Origin of the sequence: Paenibacillus sp. SYP-B3998 (assembly GCF_010820665.1) — a bacterium.
Classification (GTDB): Bacteria; Bacillota; Bacilli; order Paenibacillales; family NBRC-103111; genus Paenibacillus_E.
On sequence record NZ_JAAIKC010000001.1, the window covers coordinates 1,172,927 to 1,198,633 of the forward strand.

23 protein-coding genes are annotated in these 25,707 nt (G+C 46.5%); 20 read left to right on the forward strand and 3 right to left on the reverse strand.

The features are described from left to right. Positions 1-125: 125 nt before the first annotated feature. From GK047_RS05310 to GK047_RS05325, 4 genes are all read left to right on the forward strand, one after another. Entirely contained in the window at positions 126-1,295 is a 1,170-nt protein-coding gene (locus GK047_RS05310; RefSeq protein WP_163942180.1) for a M20 family metallopeptidase, read from the forward strand. A 95-nt stretch (positions 1,296-1,390) separates the two neighbouring features. Then, positions 1,391-1,840 carry a CBS domain-containing protein gene (locus GK047_RS05315; protein WP_163942184.1) on the forward strand — a complete coding sequence of 150 codons (450 nt, stop codon included), beginning with the start codon at positions 1,391-1,393 and terminating at the stop codon, positions 1,838-1,840. A gap of 279 nt (positions 1,841-2,119) precedes the next feature. After that, entirely contained in the window at positions 2,120-3,268 is a 1,149-nt protein-coding gene (locus tag GK047_RS05320; RefSeq protein ID WP_163942188.1) for a Gfo/Idh/MocA family protein, read from the forward strand. Between the two features lie 36 nt (positions 3,269-3,304). Beyond that, positions 3,305-4,378: a Gfo/Idh/MocA family protein gene (locus tag GK047_RS05325; RefSeq protein WP_163942191.1), complete on the forward strand. Its 1,074-nt coding sequence runs from the start codon at positions 3,305-3,307 to the stop codon at positions 4,376-4,378. Positions 4,379-4,530: 152 nt separating this feature from the next. On the opposite strand, the gene GK047_RS05330 is transcribed toward GK047_RS05325, so the two are convergent. Beyond that, complete coding sequence (locus GK047_RS05330; protein ID WP_163942194.1) at positions 4,531-5,040, reverse strand: thermonuclease family protein; 510 nt, start codon at positions 5,038-5,040, stop codon at positions 4,531-4,533. Positions 5,041-5,185: 145 nt separating this feature from the next. On the opposite strand from GK047_RS05330, the gene GK047_RS05335 reads away from it, so the two are divergent. Genes GK047_RS05335 through GK047_RS05345 form a run of 3 tightly spaced genes read left to right on the forward strand, consistent with a single transcriptional unit; the run spans position 5,186 to position 9,441 of the window. Then, on the forward strand, positions 5,186-6,955 hold the full coding sequence (locus GK047_RS05335; RefSeq protein WP_163942197.1) for a DNA repair helicase XPB: 1,770 nt from the start codon (positions 5,186-5,188) through the stop codon (positions 6,953-6,955). After that, complete coding sequence (locus GK047_RS05340) at positions 6,897-8,930, forward strand: helicase-associated domain-containing protein (protein WP_163942199.1); 2,034 nt, start codon at positions 6,897-6,899, stop codon at positions 8,928-8,930. Before GK047_RS05335 ends, GK047_RS05340 begins: the two co-directional genes overlap by 59 nt. A 58-nt stretch (positions 8,931-8,988) precedes the next feature. Further along, positions 8,989-9,441, forward strand: coding sequence for a YlbF/YmcA family competence regulator (locus GK047_RS05345; protein ID WP_163942202.1), 453 nt, complete (start codon positions 8,989-8,991; stop codon positions 9,439-9,441). An 11-nt stretch (positions 9,442-9,452) separates the two neighbouring features. On the opposite strand, the gene GK047_RS05350 is transcribed toward GK047_RS05345, so the two are convergent. Next, positions 9,453-10,457: an asparaginase gene (locus GK047_RS05350; RefSeq protein ID WP_163942205.1), complete on the reverse strand. Its 1,005-nt coding sequence runs from the start codon at positions 10,455-10,457 to the stop codon at positions 9,453-9,455. A gap of 45 nt (positions 10,458-10,502) precedes the next feature. Here GK047_RS05350 and GK047_RS05355 point away from each other — a divergent pair, with 45 nt between their 5' ends. From GK047_RS05355 to galU, 5 genes are all read left to right on the forward strand, one after another. Continuing rightward, entirely contained in the window at positions 10,503-10,766 is a 264-nt protein-coding gene (locus tag GK047_RS05355) for a YlbG family protein (protein WP_163942208.1), read from the forward strand. Between the two features lie 212 nt (positions 10,767-10,978). Then, a complete protein-coding gene (locus GK047_RS05360) occupies positions 10,979-11,416 on the forward strand; it encodes a hypothetical protein (RefSeq protein WP_163942211.1) in 438 nt (145 codons plus the stop codon). 123 nt (positions 11,417-11,539) lie between these two features. Beyond that, positions 11,540-12,451 (forward strand): selenium metabolism-associated LysR family transcriptional regulator, encoded by a 912-nt coding sequence (locus GK047_RS05365; RefSeq protein ID WP_163942214.1) that lies wholly within the window; start codon positions 11,540-11,542, stop codon positions 12,449-12,451. A 74-nt stretch (positions 12,452-12,525) separates the two neighbouring features. Continuing rightward, complete coding sequence (locus GK047_RS05370; protein WP_163942217.1) at positions 12,526-13,383, forward strand: PHP domain-containing protein; 858 nt, start codon at positions 12,526-12,528, stop codon at positions 13,381-13,383. Then, positions 13,380-14,261 (forward strand): UTP--glucose-1-phosphate uridylyltransferase GalU, encoded by an 882-nt coding sequence (galU, locus tag GK047_RS05375; RefSeq protein ID WP_163942220.1) that lies wholly within the window; start codon positions 13,380-13,382, stop codon positions 14,259-14,261. Before GK047_RS05370 ends, galU begins: the two co-directional genes overlap by 4 nt. Before the next feature lie 279 nt (positions 14,262-14,540). Here galU and GK047_RS05380 read toward each other — a convergent pair whose 3' ends face one another. Further along, complete coding sequence (locus GK047_RS05380; RefSeq protein ID WP_163942222.1) at positions 14,541-16,292, reverse strand: Rqc2 family fibronectin-binding protein; 1,752 nt, start codon at positions 16,290-16,292, stop codon at positions 14,541-14,543. 184 nt (positions 16,293-16,476) lie between these two features. On the opposite strand from GK047_RS05380, the gene GK047_RS05385 reads away from it, so the two are divergent. From GK047_RS05385 to coaBC, 8 genes are all read left to right on the forward strand, one after another. Continuing rightward, the gene (locus GK047_RS05385; protein ID WP_163942224.1) at positions 16,477-19,272 is read left to right on the forward strand and encodes a calcium-translocating P-type ATPase, SERCA-type; all 2,796 of its coding nucleotides are present in this window, start codon (positions 16,477-16,479) and stop codon (positions 19,270-19,272) included. 194 nt (positions 19,273-19,466) lie between these two features. Then, positions 19,467-20,297: a diaminopimelate epimerase gene (gene dapF, locus GK047_RS05390; RefSeq protein WP_163942226.1), complete on the forward strand. Its 831-nt coding sequence runs from the start codon at positions 19,467-19,469 to the stop codon at positions 20,295-20,297. A 90-nt stretch (positions 20,298-20,387) separates the two neighbouring features. Further along, positions 20,388-22,265 carry a bifunctional homocysteine S-methyltransferase/methylenetetrahydrofolate reductase gene (locus GK047_RS05395; protein ID WP_163943673.1) on the forward strand — a complete coding sequence of 626 codons (1,878 nt, stop codon included), beginning with the start codon at positions 20,388-20,390 and terminating at the stop codon, positions 22,263-22,265. Between the two features lie 29 nt (positions 22,266-22,294). Then, a complete protein-coding gene (locus tag GK047_RS05400) occupies positions 22,295-23,179 on the forward strand; it encodes a YicC/YloC family endoribonuclease (protein ID WP_163942228.1) in 885 nt (294 codons plus the stop codon). A gap of 33 nt (positions 23,180-23,212) precedes the next feature. Continuing rightward, a complete protein-coding gene (gene remA, locus GK047_RS05405) occupies positions 23,213-23,473 on the forward strand; it encodes an extracellular matrix/biofilm regulator RemA (protein ID WP_009672664.1) in 261 nt (86 codons plus the stop codon). Then, positions 23,463-24,101, forward strand: a complete 639-nt coding sequence (gmk, locus tag GK047_RS05410) for a guanylate kinase (protein WP_163942230.1) — start codon at positions 23,463-23,465, stop codon at positions 24,099-24,101. The genes remA and gmk overlap by 11 nt, the downstream gene beginning before the upstream one ends. A 1-nt stretch (position 24,102) precedes the next feature. After that, positions 24,103-24,318 (forward strand): DNA-directed RNA polymerase subunit omega, encoded by a 216-nt coding sequence (rpoZ, locus tag GK047_RS05415; RefSeq protein ID WP_163942232.1) that lies wholly within the window; start codon positions 24,103-24,105, stop codon positions 24,316-24,318. A 64-nt stretch (positions 24,319-24,382) separates the two neighbouring features. Further along, positions 24,383-25,615 carry a bifunctional phosphopantothenoylcysteine decarboxylase/phosphopantothenate--cysteine ligase CoaBC gene (coaBC, locus tag GK047_RS05420; protein ID WP_163942235.1) on the forward strand — a complete coding sequence of 411 codons (1,233 nt, stop codon included), beginning with the start codon at positions 24,383-24,385 and terminating at the stop codon, positions 25,613-25,615. The last annotated feature ends 92 nt before the right edge of the window (positions 25,616-25,707 follow it).

Here is a 25,707-nt window from a genome sequence, read left to right on the forward strand (position 1 = left end):
TGGCGATAATTCCTAAAAATTAATGGTACTTTGCAGATGAAACGCGTCCTTGAATTTGATAGAATAGGTTCTAACACAAGCGTAAAGAGAAAAAGCGAGAACTAGGATGACGGAGGATTTTCCAAATGAACGATTTTGAGATCGGCTTACAACAAACTTATGAAGAAATGGTAGGATGGAGACGCTATTTACACCAAAACCCAGAGCTTTCCTTTCAAGAACTTCGAACGGCTGAGTTTGTAGTCAACCATTTGTTGGACTGGGGCATTGAGGTACGCACTCAGGTTGGCGGTAATGGTGTGGTAGGACTGCTTCGTGGCGCGAACCAAGGGCCTACAGTTGCCCTTAGAGCCGATATGGATGCCCTGCCCATTCAAGATGAGAAGAACTGTGACTATTCTTCTCTGATTAAAGGTGTTATGCATGCGTGTGGCCATGATGCGCATACGTCGACACTGCTTGGTATTGCGAAAGTAGCCAGCCAGCACCGTGACAAGTTGAATGGCAATCTGGTCTTCCTCTTCCAGCATGCGGAAGAAACAACGCCAGGGGGCGCTAATGCGATGATCCAAGACGATGCACTAGTAGGTGTTGACGTTGTATTCGGTGTGCATTTATGGACGCCATTTCCTGTCGGGCATGTATATGCTAAGGCTGGATCTATGATGGCAGCACCGGATGAATTCACCATCCAGATCCAGGGGAAGGGCGGACATGGTGGCTTGCCTCATCAGGCCATTGACAGTATCCACGTTGCATCTCAATTAGTTGTGAATCTCCAATCCATTGTTAGTCGGCAAGTAGACCCTGTGGAACCCTGTGTAGTGAGTATCGGCTCTTTTCATGCGGGAACTAGCTTTAATGTGATTGCGGAGACGACGAAATTAACGGGAACAGTCAGAACCTTTAATTCTGAGTTGCAGCAAGATGTGAAGGCTCGCATGGAAAGAATCGTCGATGGCACATGTAGGATGTTCCAAGCCTCCTATGTGTTTGACTACAAAATGGGATATCCACCTGTCGTAAATGATGTTAATGAAGCAGAACGTTTCTTCAAAGTTGGGAATGCGCTTTTCGGTGAGGAATCCGTTCACGAGTCTCCTCTTATTATGGCCGGAGAAGACTTCTCTTATTATTTGCACCACCGTCCAGGCTGTTATATGTTCGTAGGCGCTGGAAATATAGAAGCGGGCATTATACATCCTCATCACCATCCGAAGTTTGATATTGACGAGCGTTCCATGTTGAATGCGGCAAGGCTTCTGCTTGGAATGGCTTTGGATTATATGGCATGAATGCTTTCTTTCTTTTCGGCAGAGTCTATCTTTGAAGTGGGTTAATTGGCTATCTTTAACGAGCTGGCTCATCTTCAAGATAATGCGAAGGAGGAATGACAGACGTGGCAGGAAAAACCGTCAAAGACATTATGACAAGAGATTGCGTTACCGTTACTTTATTGGATAATGTATTTGAAATTGCTACGAAAATGAAGCAGTATGATATAGGGTTTGTACCTGTCGTTGAAGGCAAAAAATTGATAGGTGTCGTCACAGACCGCGATTTAGTGATTCGTGGCTATGCCGAGAAAAAATCGGGATCTACCGCGGTGGAGGAAGTAATCACTAAAGATGTAGCTACAATTGAGGCGAGCACCTCTATTGAAGAAGCGGCTAAAATTATGGCTAAGGATCAAGTGCGGCGTTTGCCAGTCGTTGAGAATGGCGAGCTTGTAGGTATTGTAGCTATTGGCGATCTCGCGGTGAGGGACAATTTTGAGGATGAAGCTGGTGAGGCTTTAAGTCAAATTTCTTCAGACAAAATACCTGTGGGAGCTAAATAAAATAACAGTTCTGTTTGAACATCCACTTCCTTATACAGGGGGCGGATGTTTTTTTGTTAAACGACAAATGGTATCTCCTAAGAAACAAGCTATAGTTGGGTTTGCAACTGTAGGAGAAAGTAAGTTAAGGACTTGGCGGAGGCCATTTTTCAAGGAAACGCGGAACTGTCAAAGTTCGCAATAAGGTTGTCAATCTGAGACAAGATGATGATCTCTAAATATGCTACATTGATAACGTGTTCAAAAGTTATCATCAAACAAGAAAAAGGTGGCTTTTATATGGAAAAAATGCGGATCGGTATTATTGGTCTTGGTAATATGGGAACTGGACATGCAAAGTACTTGGTTAATGGGGAAGTGAAGGGCGCTGAGCTGACTGCAATTTGCGAAATGAGACCTGACCGTTTGGAGTGGGCCAAAGAAAATCTTGGCGAAGGTGTTCAATTATTCGACGATTTAGATACATTTTTAGCTTCTAATGTAATGGATGGTGTTCTGATTGCTACTCCTCATTATGATCATCCAGAAGTTGCAATCAAAGCGTTTCAACATAATCTTCATGTTCTCTGTGAGAAGCCAGCGGGTGTTTACACGAAACAAGTGCGCCAAATGAATGAAGCTGGAAAAGCTTCAGGCAAGGTTTTCAGTATGATGTACAACCAAAGAACGAATCCGTTATATGTAAAGCTGAAAGATCTTGTGTCTTCTGGCGAGCTTGGTGAAATTCGTAGAACGAATTGGATTATTACGAATTGGTATCGCTCTCAAAGTTACTACAATTCAGGTGGTTGGCGAGCAACGTGGGCAGGTGAAGGTGGGGGTGTGCTGATTAATCAAGACCCGCATCAATTGGATTTGTGGCAATGGACGATCGATATGATGCCGAAAAGAGTGCGTGCCTTCTGTTATTTTGGTAAGCATCGTGATATCGAGGTGGAAGATGATGTTACCGCTTTCGTTGAATATGAGAATGGAGCTACTGGTTTATTTGTAACAACGACAGGCGAGGCGCCAGGAACGAATCGTTTCGAGTTATCTGGTGATCGCGGCAAAATCGTTATAGAGGATGGCAAGCTAACCTTCTGGCGACTGCGTGTGTCCGAAAGAGAATTTAATGAGACCTACAAGGGTGGCTTCGGACAACCGGAATGCTGGAAATGTGAAATTCCAGTGGAGGGTCAGGAGACAAGTCATAAAGGTATTACCCAAAACTGGGTAGACGCAATTCTTCACGGTACTCCGCTAATCGCTCCTGGCGAGGAAGGGATCAAGGGATTAATGCTTTCCAATGCAATGTTGCTCTCGACATGGACGGATAACTGGGTAGATCTTCCGATTGATGAGGAATTGTTCCATAAGCACCTGCAAGAAAAGATCCAACAATCAAAGGCGAAAAAAGATTCTGCTTATCAAACCTTTGACGTTTAAGTGATAGGAAGTCAACTCAAAATGGGGGAATCGTCTATGCAAAAAAATGATGGAATGAATTACGCGCCCAAAGGAAAACCAAACGCGGTTGTTAATAAAGGGGAGTTCGTGTTCGCAGCCATCGGGCTTGATCACGGTCACATTTATGGAATGAGCAATGGGCTTCAGGAAGCGGGTGCTGAGCTGAAATGGGTGTACGATCCAGATGTTGCCAAGGTACAGGCCTTTTGCCAAAGATACCCGCATGTTCAGGCGGCTGCGTCAGAACAGGAGATTCTACAGGATGCCGAAGTGAAACTGGTCGCTGGTGCTGCCGTGCCTTCAGAGCGCGGGGCGCTTGGCATTCGTGTTATGAACCACGGTAAACATTATTTTACCGACAAGTCTCCCTTTACATCATTGGAACAGCTTAATGCTGCCAAGGCTAAAGTTCAAGAGACGGGACTAAAACATGCTGTTTACTATAGTGAACGGCTGCATGTGGAGAGCGCAGTCTTTGCTGGACAACTGATTCAAGAAGGTGCGATTGGACGTGTTGTTCAAGTAATGGGACTAGGGCCTCATCGCCTTCATGCATCTTCGCGTCCTGAATGGTTTTTCAAAAAAGAAAATTACGGCGGAATATTATGCGATATCGGCAGTCATCAGATTGAGCAATTTCTTTATTATGCTGGTTGTAAGGACGCGACAATCGCAAGTAGTAAGGTGGCGAACTATCATAGCAAGGATTATCCTGAGCTTGAGGATTTTGGCGACGCTACATTGATTGGCGATAATGGGGCTACGAACTATTTTCGCGTAGACTGGCTGACGCCAGATGGACTTGGCACTTGGGGCGATGGGCGGACCATCATTTTGGGGACAGAAGGTTATATTGAGCTTCGCAAATATATCGATGTAGCGCGTGATCCCCAAGGAGATCAACTGTATGTAGTTAACGGACAAGGAGAAAAGCACTACAGCCTGCATGGGCAAGTAGGCTTTCCTTACTTTGGTCAGTTGATTCTTGACTGCATGCACGGTACAGAATCTGCCATGACGCAAGCGCACACGTTCAAAGCGGCAGAGCTTTGTTTACTTGCTCAGCAGCAAGCGGTTCGCGTAGAGTAGATACATAGGGATTCGATGAAAGCCTGCATCGGCTTGGAGAGATGCTTTTTGGCATGATCAAAGCTGAGTTTGCTGTTTTGAATTTGGGTAGTGTAGCGGTAATTTATCGCTATACTACCCATTTTGCGTTTCCCCTTTAGGATCGATTTCGGCTATTTTTTCGCATCGAAAGCACGATCGTAATCCTTCCATAAACCTTTGCTTTTCGCACGGGCTTGCTCTTGATCTTTTTTAAATGAATCCGCGTATTTGACATTGGGAGGGAATGTTGCCATTCGTGCAAATCCTTCCTGGACTAAAGTGCGGTTGAAAAGTTCATCTCCGATCCAAACGTAAGCAAGTAGACGATCGAAACGATCTTCTTTCTCCACATCGAATTCAAGATCTACGGATTGCTTCTCCAAACGTTTTTTCGTGTAATCGCTAGCTTCCTTCCCATAAAACATAACGGGTGTATTCGGCTTCTTCGTTTCTGGCGTGTCTACACCAATTAAACGGACCTTTTCCTTCTTCCCCGCGCGCGTCACCTCTAAAGTGTCTCCGTCGACGATCCGTTCCACTTTTACGCGTTCTCGACCAGGCACTGAGGTTGTTTTGCTGGCGCATCCAGCTGTAACCGAGATAACTAGGAATAGACAAAGAGCAACGCTCCATGTACGCATGCTGCACCTCCAGTGCGTTTTGCTTTAGCAAAACTTTTCTTCGTAAGCTCAAGTTCTGATGTATCAGGTTAGAGGTTAGCATGGTGTACAGGTTTAAATCAAGTGCTTTCCTTTCATACTAGGAGAAAAAGGTGGTGTCAAGTGTATGAATTGGGATCCAACTCGACCACTGATCGTGCAAAATGATTTGTCTGTGCTGCTGGAGACGCACCATTTGGAATTTGAACAGGTTCGCCGTACTTTGTCACGTTTCGCAGTTCTTCTTAAAAGTCCTGATCATCTTCACACGTATCGCATTACGCCGTTATCACTATGGAACGCTGCGGCCGCTGGGATGCAGATTGAGGAGATGCTCTCTTTTCTGCAAAGCTATGCGAAGTTCGGGGTTCCTACTCATGTCATGAGCAGCATTCGGAAATATTCGAAGCGGTATGGGCTGCTGCGCTTGGAAAATGTGGGGCACGAGCTTTACCTTGTTAGTGACGATACGGTGGTGCTCAAAGAGATTTGTGGTTTTAATGTGCTGAAGTGCTGCTTGCAGGATGTACGTGGGGAACGGGCTATTGCCATTTCAGCTGACCATAGAGGGTTTATTAAACAGGAGCTTATCAAGTTGGGCTATCCGGTTGAAGATTTGGCGGCCTACCGAAGGGGGGAGTATATGCATATTTCACTTCTCGATGCTATGGATGAGGTCGAAACGCCATTCCAGCTGCGTGATTACCAGAAACATGCTGTCGATGCATTTCAGCGCATCGGTGACGGTGGAGGTGTTGGAAGCGGCGTCTTAGTACTTCCATGCGGCGCCGGGAAGACAGTGGTTGGCATCGCGGCTATGGCCAGATGCAGCTGCGCGACATTAATTCTCACCTCCAATGTCACCTCTGTTCGGCAATGGAAACGAGAAATATTAGCCAAAACAGGCCTCTCCGAAGCGGATGTTGGGGAGTATAACGGAACTTGTAAAGATGTGAGGCCCATTACAATCGCCACCTATCAGATTTTGACGCATCGTGGGAAGAAGGAGGATGAATTTTCGCATATGCGACTCTTTAATGAACGAGAGTGGGGGTTGATTATTTATGACGAGGTACACCTTCTTCCTGCGCCTGTATTTCGAGCTACGGCTAACATTCAAGCAACGCGCAGACTCGGATTAACGGCAACCTTAATTCGAGAAGACGGCCGGGAAGATGACGTTTTCTCTTTAGTTGGACCCAAACGCTACGAGATGGCATGGAAAGAGCTGGAGGCTAAGGGCTGGATCGCTAAAGTGGCTTGTAAGGAGATACGGGTGCCGCTTTCCTCATACGATCAAGATCGCTACGGATCCGCTGGTGCAAGGCAGCAATTTAGAATGGCTGGAGAAAATGTAGCCAAGCTTAAAGTGATTGATCATTTACTGCAGATACATGCGAACGAACAAATACTGATCATCGGTCAATACATTGACCAATTGAAGCGGATTGCCGCGCATACAGGAGCTTCCTTGATTAGCGGAGGCATGGCTCATGACGACCGAGAGGAGCTGTATGAGCGTTTTAAAACTGGCAGCGTCTCTCTGCTAATCGTGTCGAAAGTAGCGAATTTTGCTGTTGATTTACCTGATGCTGCCGTAGCCATCCAAGTGTCTGGCAGTTATGGCTCCAGACAAGAGGAAGCACAGCGGCTCGGTCGGATTCTTCGGCCCAAAAGCAGCGGCGCTAATGTGGCTGTTTTTTATTCTCTCATTAGCGAAGATACGAAAGAACAGGACTTCGCTATCAAGCGGCAGTTGTTCCTCGTTGAGCAGGGCTACCAATATAGGATTAGCTCATGGAAGGAAGATGGACAGAACTTACGAGAGGAAGGCCAAGATGAGGTACAAGCACATCTTCGAGAAAATGTCTCAGCCTTTGCGGGATTCGATAGCTGAACAAGCATGGTGCCAAAATCTCATTAAGCAAGGTACGGAGATGACTGATCTTCTTACCGATAAAAATCACCTTGCTGTGCTATTGAAACATATGTCTATAGCGGAGACACAGACACTTCGTCTGATTGTTTCGGCGTGCGGCTGCGAGCCTTTTACCAAAGAAGTGTTAGAAAAGCAGGCAGCACTTAGTATGGCTGGAGCAAGAGTGACAGTGGGGCTTATCGGACTAAGGAAGGTTGGCGTGATTACTGCATTCCGCAAAGCTTGGGGGGAACAGCTATGGGTACTGCCAGAGGATGCTTTTGGTGCATGGCAGACCCTGCTGTACCCCGAAATTACGTTTCCGACGCTTGCAAAGGACTTGGAACTGAACCTAGTAGAAGCAGCCTCTTCAAGCGCTAGAGGGCTGGCTCAGCAATTGCTTCACTTCTTTGTGGCTTGCTTTCAGCAGCTGGATTTACCATTAACAAACAAAGGTGCTCTACACAAAAAACAACTGCAAAAACTGTCGGATCATCTTATTGCGCTTCCCCGTGAGAGCCTGCATCGCACAGGTCTTTCTTATGCTTTCAATGACGTGTATGACGAAGGAATGGCTGTTATGCTGGAAATGGGCTTTCGGCTTGGGATTTTGGTACATACAGACCATCGTTTCCTCATGGAACATAAGGCTTTGCATGATTGGCTGAAGCTTTCCTATGATGAGCAGCAAGGGCAGCTATATGGCCTGTGGCGTGATATGCATCTTCCCGCTCCAGCTTGGCTGCAGCATGCTATATCACTCATGGATGGAGCTGAACATGGCGTTTGGTGTCGATTGGACGATATGACTGCATGGATTGAACAGTATGCTTTTGAGGAAAAAATGTTAGATAGAATTGCTATTCACACAGCGTTGATGGAGCAATGGATAGAGATGTTATGTAGGTTTCGTTGGTTGGAAATTGCTGTAGACACCAGTGGACATTCATGGTTTCGCTGGTTGATTGCAGGAGATCTGACAACGGTTCCAGATAGGGGACGTGGAGAGGAACACCCGGTTGCTACTACGTCTGCTCCGCGCTCTTTATACGTACAGCCCGATTTTGAACTGCTGCTGCCCCCAGATATTTCGCTTGCCTTGGAATGGGAAATTGCGGCATTCGCCGATCTTGTATCCTCCGATATTGTTCGTACCTATCGGATCACCAAAGAAAGTTTCCATCGCGCCTCTGAACGCGGTAGCAGCAGTGAACGGATTCTTCTCTTTCTACAACAGCATGCTTGTTACGATATTCCAGAGCCTGTCGTGTTGACGTTACAGCAATGGGACCGACAAACGGGAAAGCTTCATATCGAAGAGGTTACGCTGTTACGCTGCGAGTCAGCGGATGTCGCGGAATCTCTACTGAGAAACGAGAAATGCAGCTCTTTTTTGGAACAGCGTTTAGGGTCATGCGATTTCATCATCAAGGCTGAGCACCAGGCTACCATGAGGAAGCAGTTGGAACAAATGGGGTATCATCCTCGGGTTTTGGGAAAAGACATCAAGCTGAAGGAGCTTTCCTCAATCTCAAACCAAGCGGGCTCCATCACAGAAGCAACTACTGTTGCTGCTGGCAAGCCGAAAGGGTTGTTTTATTCCCGTGATGCTATTCAGCTATATGAAATGGATACTTCCTTGTCTCATTTGGAGGGGTTATACCCAAATATGGAGGGAATTCCCACTTCGTGGATCAAAGAATTCCGAGATTACCACGCGTCTACGCGAAAAGAGATGATTCGTAAGGCGATTGAATGGAAGAGCTGCCTGCAGCTGCGGAAGAAAGGGCATGATCGCTTCGTCATCCCCAAAGCACTTTACGAGGAAAGAACCGGGTGGTCACTTGTAGGATTTGAAAAACAGAAGGAGATCATACTCAAAAGTGAAGACTGGGAAGAAATGAAGCTTATTTTGCCTGGAATTAACGATGAAGAAAAGGAAGAAACTCTGTAAGAACTGTGGTATGATAGAAACTGGTACACTTTTAGAGAGGAAGGATGTTGATCTTAGTATGAGTACAATGGAAATGGAAATGGATACGCTAGATATGTCGGCTGTTCTCATGCAGGCCTATGATATGGGTGATATGATTAATTCCTCTGCGGAAGTTGCAGATTATTTATATTGGAAGGCTGTTGTGGAAAGCAGCGCTGAGGTTCGCGATTTAAAGATTGTTTTTAACAGGAAGAAAGATGCTTTCGAAGAATGCGAGCGGTTCGGGCATTATCACCCGAGTTATCATGAAGCTCTCGCAGCTGTGAATGAAGTGCAGGATAAATTGCATGCCGTAGAAGCCGTTCGCAGATTCAAAGAAGCAGAGGATCGTCTGGACGATTTATTGTTTACTGTATCATCAACGATTGCCCATGCCGTGTCAGACACCATTAAAGTGCCTAGCAACAACCCGCTGCCAACGGGTAAAGGCTGCAGCTCCGGTGGAAGCTGCAGCGGCAATTGCGGTTAATTTGAAAATCTCTATAGCTGGAAATCGGGTCGGATTTGTCCGACCTCGGTTCCCTGCCAGTTATGCACGGTAGGGGTGTGATAGGAAGCGAGAGCGTCGACTTCGGATTCATTGAGCAAGTTAAGCTGCTTTAAGGCTTCAACAACTGCTGGATACATAGCGCGTTGATTGCCATCTTCGATTTTGAGGACAAAGCCGATGCCTTGTTCCGGAATCGTGAGTGCGAAGATGCCTTCTGCTCCCATTTTCCCAATAATCCTACCACCCGTAACCTCGATTAATCTCGTGTCGAAGCGATCGCTTCCAGCGAGGTATTGGGGATATTTTCGCACCGCGGCAACAATTCTCCGGCAAGCGCTTGCACGTGCTACTGTTAATTCGTCTGGGCAGCCTAACCTGGCAAACGCAAGGGCTAAGCGATTAATGGACAGGCCAAATACGGGAACGCCGCAGCCGTCAATACCAAGCTGCATCTGTTCTTTTGGCACATCGGACATGTCGCAAACAGTTTGCAGCATGAGTTGTTGAACAGGATGTTCAATGTTCATGTAGACTTCCGGCGAGGCGTGCAGATGCGCTGCTAGCGCCAGCATGCCAGAGTGCTTGCCCGAACAGTTGTTGTGCAAGGTCGTCGGGGCTTCGCCGCGCTCGCGCATCGCCTGGGCCGTTGGCGCGTGGTAAGGATCATGGGCGCCGCATTGGAGGTGCTCAGGGGTGAAACCAAGCTTGCCCAAGATGCCTTGGGCTGCGGTTACATGTTCGGCTTCCCCGTTGTGGGAAGCGCAGCATAGTGCGATTTCGGCATCTCCGAGGCCGAAATGATCAGCAGCGCCAGATTCAATGACTGGCAGCGCTTGAATCAGCTTTGCCGTGGAACGGGCAAATGTAAGTAAGTGCGGATCGCCTGCCTGATGCAGCAGCGTCCCATCAGTACTAACCATCGCAAGGTGAACGCGGTGTATACTCTCTGTAATTTTGCCGCGGATAACGCGGATGACAGCGTCAGAAGGCTTCATGGTTAGTTTCACTCCACAGTAGGATTTATTGAAAAGAGGTTGGTCATGATGATTGAACGCAGCGGATTAATTGTATGGGTGAACGATACGAAAGCCGCCAGAAACTTGGAACGATTCGGCTCACTCCATTACATATCCAAAAAAATGAATTATGCGGTACTTTATATACATGCAAGCAGATTAGACGAAACGATGCGAAACCTTCAGAAGCTTCCTTACGTAAAGAAGGTAGAGCGTTCGTATCGTAACGAAATAAAAACAGAATACAGTAGTGATGTGCCAGACAAAACTAGATTTTACACCCTTTGAGGCTACAGTGCAAAACGAAAGCTTCGTAGAGAAGCTTTTTTTATTTTTTTGAATTTTTAGAAAATAAGCATTTTTTCAGGACTTCACAAATAAATTATAATAATTTTATATATTCTCACATGGAAAAAAAAGATATAATCAAGTAAAATAAAACATACACCAAATAGGGAATAGGTACTCGGTCCCATTTTAGTAGGAGGGGGGTTGTGATCATGAAAGACAAAGCAATGGGGAGATGGAGTACTTACGAACCATTCTACGTGCAGTTGGGCGATAAGAAAGTGGCAGATGTCGTGATCACGAATCATGCCAAGCTGAGATGGAGTGATCGTGTTTCCGAACAGAACGGTTCTTTGGAAGAAATTTGCGCTTTTCTGTGGGAGAAGCTGAAAAATGATAAAATTGTGCCTTATTATCGCAACGAAGAAGATGTGTATTTAATTGATGAAGATCTTGTTGTTGTTGCTGAATTTTCGCATCTAGACAATGAAACCGATCTAGTCGGCAACCCGCTTCATAAAATGATTATCGTCACATTCTTGGGCAGAATGTCCGAGACCATTGAACTTCGGGATTTGAAGTCCTACTACTCTTGGCTTAGGCACTCCCGTCGAATGACCTTGATTAAAAATAGCCGCAAGCGTAGATAACTATTTCGATTCTCCCTTAGAGTATGCCCACTATTCGCGGCATGCTCTTTTTTAACTTAAGGGTGTTTAATGGACTCTAATGATGGATTTTCATATAATGGACACAAAGAGAGGCGGAAAACAATGGCACTTAATTTTCATCAATTGCATATATTTTTCACCGTTGCCGAAAAAGGGAGTTTTTCCCACGCTGCAGCTGCGCTGCACATGACCCAGCCCGCTGTGACGATGCAGGTTCAGTCTTTGGAAGACTACTTTGGTGTTAAACTGTTTCATCGCAGCACGAAGAAAATAGAGCTTTCTGAAGCGGGAAGAACGCTATTGCCTTTTGCCAAGCGGAGTATTGAACTCATTCGCGAAACAGACGTGGGGATGTCTATATTCACGAAGATGATCGAGGGTCGGCTGCAGCTTGGTGCTAGCTTGACGATGGGTGAATATATTTTACCGCGTTTGTTGGGTCCATTCGGTAAAGATTATCCCAATATTTCGGTTTCCATGAAAGTCATGAACACCACGCAAATTTTGGACGAGGTCCTCGGACATCAATTGAATTTTGGACTGGTAGAAGCGCCGATTCACCATCCTGATGTGCATACGGAAGCTATCCTTAATGATGAGCTTAAACTTATTGTGCCATCTGATCACCCATTGGCGGATATGGATGTGATAACGTTTGAAGAGGCGATGAAGTATCCATTCGTGCTGCGAGAACAAGGTTCTGGAACCAGACAAGTGATGGAGGAGGAGTTCGCTCGTCGAAACATGGATTACAACTCGATGAAAATTATTATGGAACTTGGCAGCACAGGGGCAATCAAATCTGCGGTTGAAGCTGGACTTGGCATTTCTATTTTATCGCAATCTTCTGTTAAGCATGAAATCACACTGGGATTGTTCAAGGTGAAACGAATTGAGAATATCTCATTCGCGCGTAATTTTTATGCGATTTATTTGAATTCAACCTTGCTGCCGATTTCGGCGGTAAGCTTTATGACTTTCTTACGTCAAGACAATTTAAGTCGGTTGCTCTAACATTTAACATCATGTTATCACTCGTTTAATAGTCTGTTCATACATCTCATTTATGATGGGGAAGGGGAATCATTATGACTACCGGATTAGAGGCGGATCTACACACGCATACAACAGCATCTGATGGGACGCAGAGCCCCGCGGCTAATGTGCAAATGGCTTTTGAAGCTGGTTTGGGTGCGATTGCAATTACGGATCACGATACGGTGTCAGGTATTGCCGAAGCGGTTGAAGCGGGGCTAAAGCTAGGAATTGAAGTCGTTCCTGGCGTAGAAATCAGCACCGTTGCAGGCGGTCAGGATATTCATGTGCTAGGCTACTTTATGCAAGTTGAAGATCCTCAATTTCTTGCGAGACTAGCGTCTTTAAGGGAAACTAGAGATCGACGCAATGAAATGATCATCGAGCGCTTACAACAGCTTGGTCTAAGCATCACCTTGGATGAAATATTTCAGGAAGTGGCAAATATTAAGACGAAAGGCGATACGGTCGGAAGGCCGCATATTGCCGCTGTTTTGATGAAGAAAGGTTATGTCGCTTCAATAAGTGAGGCATTTGATAAATACTTAGGCAATGGGGCTGCTGCTTATGCTAACCCGCCGCGTATTGAGCCGTCTACGGCCATTCAGTGGATTCAGGAAGCGGGAGGGACCGCTGTTCTGGCACATCCTGGCATCTATCACGACGATAAGCTAGTGGAAGAGATTATTGGACAAGGGTTGGATGGGATTGAAGTGTATCACTCTGACCATTCACCGGAAGAAGAGACTAAATATCTGCACCTTGCACAGCGCTTTGAACTTCTTATTACGGCAGGATCTGACTTTCATGGTGAACGTGGAGGTGTGGTTTTTCATGCGCCGATTGGATCAAAACGAATCGGGATGGACGTCCTAAAAAACCTGCAGCAGAAAAAGGAGCCTCTTTCATGAAAAAAATACGTAAAGCTATTATTCCCGCTGCCGGCTTGGGTACAAGATTTCTGCCAGCAACGAAAGCACAGCCTAAAGAGATGCTTCCCATTGTCGATAAGCCTGCGATTCAATATATCGTGGAAGAAGCGATTGAATCTGGTATTGAAGATATCATAATTGTAACAGGCCGCAACAAACGCGCCATTGAGGATCATTTTGATAAATCGGTAGAGCTTGAAATGATGCTGGAAGAAAAAGGAAGTCTGCAATTGCTCGAAATTGTGCAAGCTGTCTCCAATTTGGCGGATGTTCACTATATTCGCCAAAAGCAGCCTCTTGGTCTTGGCCACGCGATATTGTGCGCACGTAAATTTATCGGGGATGAGCCATTCGCCGTTCTTTTGGGTGATGATATCTTACAATCATCTCCGCCAGGACTCAAGCAGATGATAGACGTTTATGATAAGACCCAATCCTCTGTCATTGCTGTACAAGAAGTCCCATGGGAAGATGTTAGTAAATACGGTATCGTTTCCCCAATAGAGAGCTTCGAAGGCTATAAACTGATCGGAGATCTCGTGGAAAAACCAGATCGTGATCAAGCGCCGTCTAACTTAGCGGTAATTGGAAGGTATATTATCACACCGGAGATTTTTCAAATCCTTGAGAGTCAAGAGCCCGGTAGAGGCGGCGAAATTCAATTAACGGATGCGCTGCGCGTACTGAATATGCAGCAGGAAATGGTTGCCTACCTGATGCAGGCTAAACGTTATGATGTGGGTGATAAATTGGGCTACATTGAAGCCACGATTGAATTAGCGCTTCAACGTCCAGATTTGCAGGACCAAGTAAAAGCATATCTATTATCTTTGATTCGCCAGCTGGAATTGAAATAGAGAAGCACGAGTGAACTTGGGAGGTTGGACAGGCTGGTCGAACGTGTTACGGTAATTGGAGCTGGTTAGGTAGGATTGGTTTCGGGTACTTGTTTCGCGGAGATGGGGAGCAGAACTGCTAATGACCGACCGTGAGACTGCGGAGCTAATTAAATATGACGCCCCAGCGCTCCATATCATTGCGGCGTTGCAGCTATGCCATGGAGTTGGTGATTTAACTTAATCAGATATTCAAAAAGCCAGAACAGCAGGGGTATGACCACTGTTCTGGCTTTTTTTTTACTTTATAGTGACCTTCATCTGTTTGATTTTATTTTCGTCCGGCGTGACGTATATTGTTTTCTGATTGACATAAATAACGAAGCCGGGCTTAGCCCCACTTGGCTTATGCACATGTTTAATGGCGGTATAGTCGACAGGGACTTGGCTGGAGTGCTTGGCTTGACTGAAATAAGCGGCTAATTCAGCTGCTTCCAAGAGTGTTTCGTCAGAAAATTTGTCGCTGCGAATGACGACGTGAGAACCGGGAATATCTTTGGTATGGAGCCATGTATCGCTAGAGCTAGATAACCGATTTGTCAAATACTCGTTTTGTGTATTGTTCTTCCCGACGTAAATCGGGACGCCATCACTAGATACATAGCAGGCCAATGCGGGTTTATCCTGTTTTTTCTTTTTACGCTGCTTTTTGTTGCGGTCCCTGATATAACCCTGCTCCATCAATTCATCGCGTATTTCCTCAATATCTTGCAAAGAAGCGACACTAAGCTGCTGTAAGAGCGAGCTTAAATACGTGACTTCTCGATGGGTTTGCTCAATTTGCTCCTCTACGATAGCCGTGCTGTTTTTCATTTTTGTATACTTTTTAAAATAGCGTTGCGCATTTTCTGATGGGGTGAGCAGCGGATCCAAAGCAATATGAATCGTCGCTTGTTCCTCATCGTAATAATTGACGGCTTCTAGCTCTTTATCGCCTTTTTTGATGGTGTGAAGGGAGGCCGTTAATAGTTCGCCGAGAATTCGATGCTTATCAGCATCTTTGGATTCGTCTACGGTCTCTTGTAATTTCTCTAGTTTTTTCACATTTTTATTTTTCTCATTTTGCAAAAAGCGAAGAAGATCCGCGACGCGCTGCTTCACCGTATCTCTTTCCGCTTTATCTCCATAAAAGTGTTCCAGACAAGCGCTGGCTGATGGATACGAGATGGAAGTTCCTTTGATATGGGTTAGCGGCGTCATGGCAAAGCTGAGTTTGCCACTCTCTGTGTGTTCGACAATTACAGGTTCATACTGATGTTGGCGTGTTGCTTGCATCACTTCAGCAAATGCTTGCCAAAGCGCTGATAGAGGAGCTACACCATCTTGATGGTCTGCTTTTAAGCGGGCGCGATATACGATTTCTTTGGCGATCAAAGGACTTAATCCGCTGAAAGCGGCAACGATCCGTTGTTCTGGCTCTGTCACGGCTTGCTCTTCATCAAAAAAATTCTGAAATTCGGCCGCGTCGACTTCCAATGGATTTAATTTTGCCTGCTCAGGCGGCGCGACATATTTGCTGCCTGGCATGACAATTCGGTAAGAACTGATAGACGGCGTGACATGATGAATACCGTCTATTATCGTTTTAGTGAGAGGGTCTATTAGAATAATATTGCTGTGTCTTCCCATGATTTCCACCATGATGAGCTTGGTACTCATATCTCCCAGCTCATTGCGATGACGCACCTGCATGCGAATCATGCGTTCCATGCCAATTTGCTCGATGGTTTCTATAATCCCACCCTCAAAATGTTTGCGCAGCAGCATACAGAACATGGGTGCATCCACAGGATTCATAAATGTTTGGTCTGTGGGATGGATCCTCGGGTAGGTAGGGTTTGCTGAAAGTAATAGCTTGATATTTTGACCTTGCGCTCTTATTTGCAGGACAACATCATTATTTGTGGGTTGATGAATCTTATTGATTCGGCCCCCTATACATGTTTGCAGTTCGTGAACAATCGCGTGAAGGACAAGTCCGTCTAAAGCCATGATGCATACAACTCCATTCTAGGTTCAAAAGCTTGCTAACCTCTATCATGCCATACTTTTAGCAAAAACTTAAGCGCATTTCCGGCAGAAAGATGTTTTCAGGGATATTTTCCTGCTTGTCTGAATACAAATACGTATGAGTGATAGGGCAAGATCAAGTGGGAATTGGGAGGGAGAAGGGCGGATGAGTCAGAATAAGTGGTACCAGATGACGTCGGAGGATGTTTTGCAATCTCAGCAGGTGAGCATGCAGCAAGGGTTGCCCTGGGAAGAAGCTTTAAAGCGTCAGGCTGAGGTTGGCCGAAACGAGCTTTCAGAAGGGCAGCGCGTCTCTCCGATTACGCTGTTGCTAAATCAATTCAAAGATTTTATGGTTTTGGTCTTACTGGGGGCGACCTTAATATCCGGGTTGCTTGGGGAATATTTGGACGCAATCACAATCATCATCATTATTTTGATGAATGGCATTCTTGGCTTCGTGCAGGAATTTCGAGCAGAGCGTTCTCTACGTGCACTTAAAGAGCTGTCGGCCCCTAATGCGAATGTATGGAGGGATAGCGCAGTTCATCAAATACCGGCTCGTGATTTAGTTCCAGGCGATATCGTTTTGCTTGAAAGTGGAGATCGGGTTCCGGCAGACGTTCGTTTTCTGGAAACAAACGGCTTGTATATTGAGGAGTCGGCCCTTACGGGTGAATCGGTACCTGTTAGTAAGATGATCGCTGCTTTATCTGATGTTGAAATCCCTCTAGGGGATCAACGCAACCTAGGTTTTATGGGGACGATGGTAGGCAGAGGAACCGCTAAAGCGGTAGTCGTTCGAACGGGCATGCAAACGGAGATGGGCAAAATCGCAGATTTGATTCAGAACACGGAATCAATGGAAACCCCTTTGCAGCATCGCTTAGAGCAGCTTGGCAAAATTTTAATTATTGTAGCTATCGCATTGACAATTCTGGTTGTCGTTGCAGGCATCATGCATGGACAACCACCATATGCCATGTTCCTGGCTGGCGTGAGTTTAGCCGTAGCCGCTATTCCTGAAGGGCTGCCAGCGATTGTCACAATCGCTCTTGCTCTCGGTGTGCAGCGTATGATTAAACGCAAAGCGATCGTTCGTAAACTTCCCTCCGTGGAAACACTCGGCTGTGCTTCCGTCATTTGCTCGGATAAAACAGGAACGCTAACGCAAAACAAAATGACCGTTACCCATTTATGGGTAGGTGGTGAAGTCATGGAAGTAACCGGAGATGGCTATGCACCGATTGGTGACATTCAGATTCGCGGTCAAAACGCAGATCCAAGGAAAAATCCAATGCTTACTAAGCTGCTGCAAGTATCTGCACTGTGTAACAATGCCACTTTGCATGAAGAAAAGCAGGAGCAGAAGCGAAGGAAGGGCAAGGATGCTAAGGAAGATGGTTTTGATGTCGTATGGAACATTAAAGGCGACCCGACCGAAGGAGCTTTAGTTGTACTAAGTGCCAAAAGTGGCGTCACCCAGCAATCACTCAGCGAGCAGTTTAGTCGTATTGCGGAATTTCCTTTCGATTCTGAACGCAAGCGGATGTCTGTGCTAGTGTCTTATCAGGGAGGCCGCATGGCCTGTACGAAAGGAGCCCCTGACGTATTGCTGCAGCATTGCAGCTATATCCTTTGGGAGGGTAAAGTGATTCCTTTCACGTCAACTCTCAAGCAAAAAGTACTTTCAGCGAACGAAGGAATGGCAAAATCCGCCTTGCGTGTCCTTGGACTCGCCTATAGGGAGCTCAAAAGCAGCGACCGTTTTGAAGAATATGAAGATGTGGAGAATAGTCTTGTTTTCGTCGGTTTAACAGGCATGATCGATCCTCCGCGTAAAGAAGTGCGCGAAGCGATATCTAAATGTCGCAAAGCGGGAATCAAAACGGTGATGATTACTGGTGATCATCAAACAACGGCTGAAGCGATCGCCAAGCAGCTCGGTATGATTCCTACTAACGGAACAAGCATGAGCGGCCAACAAATTGGACAATTATCGGATGAGGAACTTGAAGTCAGGGTGGAGGATATATATGTCTATGCCAGAGTTTCGCCTGAACATAAGCTTCGTATTGTAAAGGCACTCCAGCGTAGGGGTCATGTTGTGGCAATGACAGGGGACGGTGTGAACGACGCGCCAGCCATCAAAGCAGCCGATATCGGCATCGCGATGGGGATCACGGGGACGGATGTTTCGAAGGAAGCTTCCTCTTTGATCCTGAGTGACGACAACTTCTCAACCATCGTGGCTGCAATCGAAGAGGGCCGCAGCATTTACGAAAATATTCGTAAATTCATTCGCTATTTGCTTGCTTCTAACGTTGGTGAAATCATGACGATGTTTATTGCGATGATGGCCGGACTTCCCTTGCCATTAGTGCCGATCCAAATTCTATGGGTTAACCTTGTAACGGATGGTCTTCCAGCGATGGCGCTTGGTGTTGATCAAGCGGAAAAAGATTTGATGCAGCAAAAGCCACGCACAGCCAAGGAAAGCATATTTGCAAGACGGTTGGGTTGGAAAATTATTTCACGCGGCATTTTGATCGGAGTTTGTACGCTCGGAGCATTCTGGCTTGTGCTTAGGGGGAATCCCGAGGACGCGCAGACACTGCTTAAAGCGCAAAGTGTCGCCTTCGCTACACTTGTTATGGCACAACTCATTCATGTTTTCGATTGCCGAAGTTCGCGTTCTATTTTCCATCGCAATCCGCTGCAAAATAAATATTTGGTGCTCGCAGTACTGTCTTCACTCATTTTGATGCTGGCTGTTATGTATGTGGAGCAATTGCAGCCAATTTTCAAAACCGTTCCGCTTGGTTGGAAGGATTGGATTCTTGTCTTAGCTGCTGCTGGTATACCTACTTTCTTTATGGGGCTTGGAAGTGTGTTTTCGCCGAAGAAAAACAAACGCTCGGGGTCTTCAATTTCTTACAATTCTAAGCCAAGTTTCAGATAGTCGGTTTCCCCGCACGGGGAAGGTTCTAATCGATCCTAAGCGGAAAGTCGCCCTCGGGCGGCTTTTTGCGGTAATTGGGAGAGGATTATCAGGAATGTGATTGCTGTAATAACCATTTAATTGGATGCACTATGCATTTTTGCACTTTTACGCTATGATTATGGCTAAAATACTTACTAGGGGTGCTTGTTACAATGGAATTTACAAAAATGCACGGTCTAGGTAATGACTTTATTGTAATTTATGGAGAAAAAGAACTTCCTGCTAATGCTGATCAGCTTGCGATCGAGCTTTGCAATCGCTTCTTTGGCATTGGAGCCGATGGCTTGGTATATATTCTTCCTTCTGACAATGCCGATTTCAACATGCGAATTATTAATTCAGATGGCTCTGAGGCCGAGCAGTGTGGGAATGCGATCCGCTGCGTATCCAAATATGTGTACGATCAAGGTTTGATTGATAAAGAAGAGATTACGGTCGAGACGCTAGGTGCAGGAGTGCAAAAAGTGCAGCTGGACGTTGAAAACGGCAAAGTGGTCAAGGTCCGAGTAGATATGGGGCAGCCGATCCTGAACGGACTTGCAGTGCCTACGATCGTTGATCAACCGCAGGTTATTAACTATCCAATTGAAGTAGATGGGCAAGAGTTCTATTTCACGGCTGTGTCTATGGGGAATCCACACTGTGTTATTTATGTAAAGGATGCTGTAAATTTCGATCTCGCTACGTGGGGACCTAAGCTGGAAGCGCACCCGATGTTCCCAAGTAAAATTAACGTAGAATTCGTAACGGTGACAAATCGTCAACACACAGATATGCGTGTATGGGAAAGAGGAGCGGGACCGACACTGGCTTGTGGAACGGGCGCTTGTGCAACGCTTGTTGCTTCTGTCTTGAATGGTTTAACGGACCGCCAAGCAACGGTTTCTCTAAAAGGGGGGGACCTCTTCATCGAATGGGATGAAGCGGATAATCATGTATATATGACAGGACCTGCGGAAGAAGTATTTAAAGGAACACGTTAAGTATCAAAATAATTGATAAACGTTCTCCTTAATATTCCACTGGTTTTGTGATACAGTAGAACTACATTTTTGGTAGGTGGGGAATTTATGATGAAAACGGATCTTCGCACGGCGCTTCAGCGAGATATTTTGACCGGTGACGGCGCTATGGGGACTTATTTATATCAGATGGGATTTCCTGTCGGCATTTCTTATGAAGAATTGAATTTGCTCCGCCCTGAAACCGTGGAGGGCGTACACCGGCGCTACTTTGAGGCAGGCGCGCGTCTTATTGAAACGAATACGTTCTCTGCCAATCGCGAGAAGCTTTCTAAATATGGGCTGGAAAGCGATGTCGAGGCGATTAACCGTGCAGGCGTGGAGCTAGCTCGGAAAGCTGTGGGCAGCGATGCTTATGTCGTTGGCGCAATTGGCTCTATTCGTGCGGGGAAACGTAAAAATGTGCGCACAGCAGACGTGGAGCAATCGCTGCAAGAGCAGATTGGCGTGCTTCTTGATTCTCCTGTGGACGGGCTGCTTCTCGAGACGTTTTACGATCTGGAGGAGCTACAGCTTGCTCTTCGAATCATCAGGAGCATGAGTCAACTGCCGGTTATTTGCCAATTCGCTAATGAAGGAACAGGCAGTACGCAAGATGGCGTACCGCTGCAGGAAGCGTTCGAGCGTCTGCGTGATGGAGGCGCTGATGTGATTGGCTTTAACTGTCGCGTTGGCCCTAATGGGATTCTCCGCTCTATGGAGAAGCTTTCGCCGCTCGTCGGTGTTCCGTTTTCCGCATTTCCAAATGCGGGATTACCCGACTATGTCGACGGTCACTATACGTATGCGGCGACGCCTGAGTATTTCGCCGAGAGCGCGCTGCGCTTCGCCGATCTCGGCGCGCGTATAATCGGCGGCTGCTGCGGCACGACGCCGGAGCACATCGCCGCTGTTGCAAGAGCGCTCAGCGGTTACGTCCCAGCGGCTCCAGGCGCCGCCTCCGCACACGCAGAAGCGCTGCGCGTAAGTGAGCCGACGCCCGCTAAGCCGGCTCCGTTAGCCGCTAAGCCATCGCTGCTGGATATCGTGAAGCAGCGCAAAACCGTCATTGTCGAGCTGGATCCCCCGCGAGATCTCGACATCGATAAATTCATGCAGGGATCCAAGGCCCTGCAGGACGCGCGTGTCGACGCCATTACGATGGCCGACAACTCTCTAGCGGTGACGCGTATGAGCAACCTTGCACTCGGCTATCTGGTGCAGGATAAGTTAGGTGCTCGCCCGTTGATTCACATCGCGTGTCGCGATCGTAACATGATTGGGACACAGTCCCATCTCATGGGTCTCCACGCGCTTGGCATTGACCATGTGCTTGCTGTGACTGGCGATCCAGCCAAGTTCGGCGATCTGCCAGGGTCTAGCTCCGTGTATGATCTTACTTCGTTTGAGATCATACGGATGATCAAGCAGCTCAACGAAGGTATCGCCTTCTCCGGCAAGCCGCTCAAGCAGAAGGCTAATTTCGTTGTTGGCGCTGCATTTAACCCAAATGTGAAACATTTGGATAAAGCCGTGCAGCGGTTGGAACGCAAAATTGAAGCGGGCGCTGATTATATCATGACGCAGCCTGTCTATGACGCTAAGCTCATTGAGCAAATCTATCACGCTACCAAACATCTAGATGTGCCTATCTTCCTTGGGATTGCTCCATTAGCTAGCGGGGGGAATGCCGAATACCTTCATAATGAAGTTCCGGGCATTCAATTGTCGGATGAAGTCAGGGGTCGTATGAATGGTCTCAAGGGGGAAGAAGGTCGTACTGTAGGCGTTGAAATCGCTAAAGAACTGCTGGATGCAGCTATGCCTTATTTCAATGGGATCTATTTGATGACACCTTTTCTTCTGTACGAGATGTGCGTAGACTTAACAAACTATGTATGGGAAAAGTCGGAACGGCATGATTTCCACTTGTACCCACTTTCAAAATGAATTAATATAGGGTAATGGATGTGATCAGGATGATTTGCAGTATGACCGGATTCGGACAAGCGAATCGTTCTTTTGCAGGATACAAGGTGTTTATCGATGTGAAATCGGTCAATCATAGATATAGTGAAGTTTCTATACGTATGCCTAAGGAATGGGCGGTATTCGAAGATTCATTGAAGAAAACCGTGCTGCAATCCGTAAAGAGGGGACGCGTAGATGTTTTTGTCACAGCAGAACGCGAGACCGCTAGCTCGAGAAGTGTGACGGTAGATTTTGCTTATGCGGATGCCTATTTGCAGGCTGCCGAACAGCTGAAGCAGCGTTACGGTTTTTCTGGAAATGTAGAACTAAAGGATTTACTCAAGCTTTCCGATCTTGTTCAGATGAAAGAAGTTCGTACAGAACCCGATGAACAGTTCGAGGCGGAGCTTTGTGCTTGCCTGCAGGATGCGGTTTCCCGTCTTTCCGAGATGCGACTGCGCGAAGGTGCATTTCTGGAGCAGGATATTCGTGACCGTTTAGCTGAACTGAAGCGTGTTCATGTGGAACTGCAAGCTTTTGCGCCGCAGGTCGTTCAGGAGTATGCGAATAGGCTAAATAGCAGAATTCAATCCTTCTTACAGGAGCAAACACCTGTGGACGAACAGCGTCTAGCTACGGAGATTGCGATATTTGCAGATCGTTCCAATGTAGATGAAGAGCTGACACGGCTGCAGAGTCACTTTCAGCAGTTTGATGAATTGCTTGCTGAGCAAGAACCTGTAGGACGCAAGCTTGACTTCTTGATTCAAGAGATGAATCGCGAAGTCAATACGATCGGCTCTAAGGCGAATCATTCTGAGCTTACAGCAAGAGTGATTCACATCAAAGCAGAGCTTGAGAAGATGAGAGAACAAATACAGAATATCGAGTAAAGTGGCATGAAGCTTTACGAGGAGGAAGTTTGAATGGCTATCAAATTAATCAATATCGGGTTCGGTAACATCGTATCGGCGAACCGCATTATCTCGATCGTTAGTCCTGAATCGGCGCCGATCAAGAGAATCATTCAAGAGGCACGTGATCGTCACATGCTGATTGACGCTACATATGGTAGAAGAACCCGTGCCGTAATTATCACCGACAGCGATCATGTGATTTTGTCGGCGGTACAACCAGAAACGGTAGCACATCGACTTTCTAACAAGGACGATGATCATGACGAGTAATACGAACACGCTTGAGCGTGAGAGAGGGATTCTTATTGTATTATCCGGTCCCTCTGGCGTTGGTAAAGGCACTGTTTGTGCGGCGCTGCGCAAAATTTCGCCAGATATTGTGTATTCTGTATCCACCACAACTCGCTCCCCGCGACAAGGGGAAGTGGATGGCGTGAATTATTTCTTTAGAACCCGGGAACAATTTCAGCAACTTATCGATACCGATGAAGTACTGGAATGGGCCGAGTATGTAGGGAACTACTACGGAACGCCAAGACGTTTTGTGGAAGAAACGTTGCGCTCAGGCCATGACGTTATTTTGGAAATCGAAGTCCAAGGCGCCTTGCAGGTGAAACAAAAGTTTCCCGAAGGTGTCTTCATCTTCCTGTTGCCGCCATCACTGGATGAACTTCAGAATCGTATTGTTACTCGGGGCACTGAAACCGAAGAAGTCATTCGCAGCCGAATGTCGGTTGCTTTGGATGAAATTCGCTTGATGGAGCACTATGACTATGCGATAGTTAACGACCATGTAGAAACAGCTTGTTCCAAAATACAAGCGATTCTAGCTGCAGAGCATTGCAAAAAAGACCGTATGTTTCCCAAAATCATTCAATGGATTGGTGAGGTGAATTAAGATGTTATATCCTTCAATTGATAAGCTTCTTGATATCGTTGACAGTAAGTATTCACTGGTAGTTGCAGCATCTAAGAGAGCAAGATCGTTACGTGACGGTGCGAAATCTGATTTGAGAGGACAAAAATCTCACAAGCAAGTCGGCGTTGCCCTTGAAGAATTGTATGGCAATTACATTGCTTATGAGAAAATTGAGCCTAAAGAGAACGAGAAATAAATGATTTACCCGACAACCCTAGTGGTTGTTTATTTTTTTCTTTCTATTCGAAGGGGGATGCTCCATGGGTGATCTGTATGGCAAAACGATCGTGCTTGGCGTGTGCGGAGGCATTGCTGCGTATAAAGCAGCTGCGCTGACGAGTAAATTGACTCAGGCTGGAGCCACTGTACGCGTCATCATGACGAAGTCGGCGGTCCAATTCGTAGCGCCGCTGACGTTTCAAACATTGTCGCGTCATCATGTTTTTGTCGATACGTTTGATGAGAAAGATGCTTCCGTTGTATCCCATATCAATTTGGCCGACAGTGCCGATCTTGTTGTAATTGCACCGGCAACGGCGAATACCATTGGTAAGTTGGCTTTGGGACTTGGTGACGACATGCTGAGTACAACGCTACTGGCAACCATGGCACCAGTGTGGGTTGCCCCTGCAATGAATGTGCATATGTATGCGAATCCAGCTGTACAGCAAAACATGCAGACGCTGCGCAGCCGTGGCGTGCGCTTTATCGAGCCGGGAGAAGGTCAGCTTGCTTGTGGTTATGTAGGGAAGGGAAGACTTGCCGAGCCTGAGGAAATTTTTGCAACTATTGAACAGTATTTTGGTGGGGGTAGTCGGCTAAAGGGACGACATGTTCTTGTAACGGCTGGGGGTACTGTGGAACGTATCGATCCAGTGCGTTACATCACCAATGATTCGTCTGGCAAAATGGGTTATGCCATCGCAGAAGAAGCGGTACGTATGGGAGCTACACATGTGACGTTGGTTACGGGACCAACGGCTCTTTCTGCGCCTGCAGGCGTAGAACTCATCCCTGTGAAGTCAGCCTTGGATATGCGGGACGCTGTTTTATCGCGACTAGCTGCTAACCATTTAATTATTAAAGCGGCCGCCGTTGCTGATTATCGCCCTGCGGCTGTGGCCGAACAAAAGATGAAAAAGAAAACCGAATCATTGACGTTGGAATTGGTTAAAAATCCTGACATTTTACAAGAAATAGGTACCTTGAAAACAGAACAGTTTGTAATCGGCTTCGCAGCTGAAACCGAACGTCTGGATGAGCATGCGCTGGATAAGCTAAAACGTAAAAATTGTGACCTTATCGTTGGGAATGATGTTTCTCAAGATGGGGCTGGCTTTAGCGGAGATACGAATGTTGTGCGTATTTTTGATCATAACGGGCTGGTGGAGGCCCTACCTATACAGAGTAAGCACCTAGTCGCGCGTAGGCTGCTCGAATTGGCAGCAGAACGTATGCCGAGACTCGCTCATACAACCGGAATACCAAGTTGACGAATAATTAATATACTGTAAAACATAGAAATTTGGTTTGTTCAAGTCTGTTATTTAGTTGAAAATGCCAACTCAATGTTTTTTCGTACCAG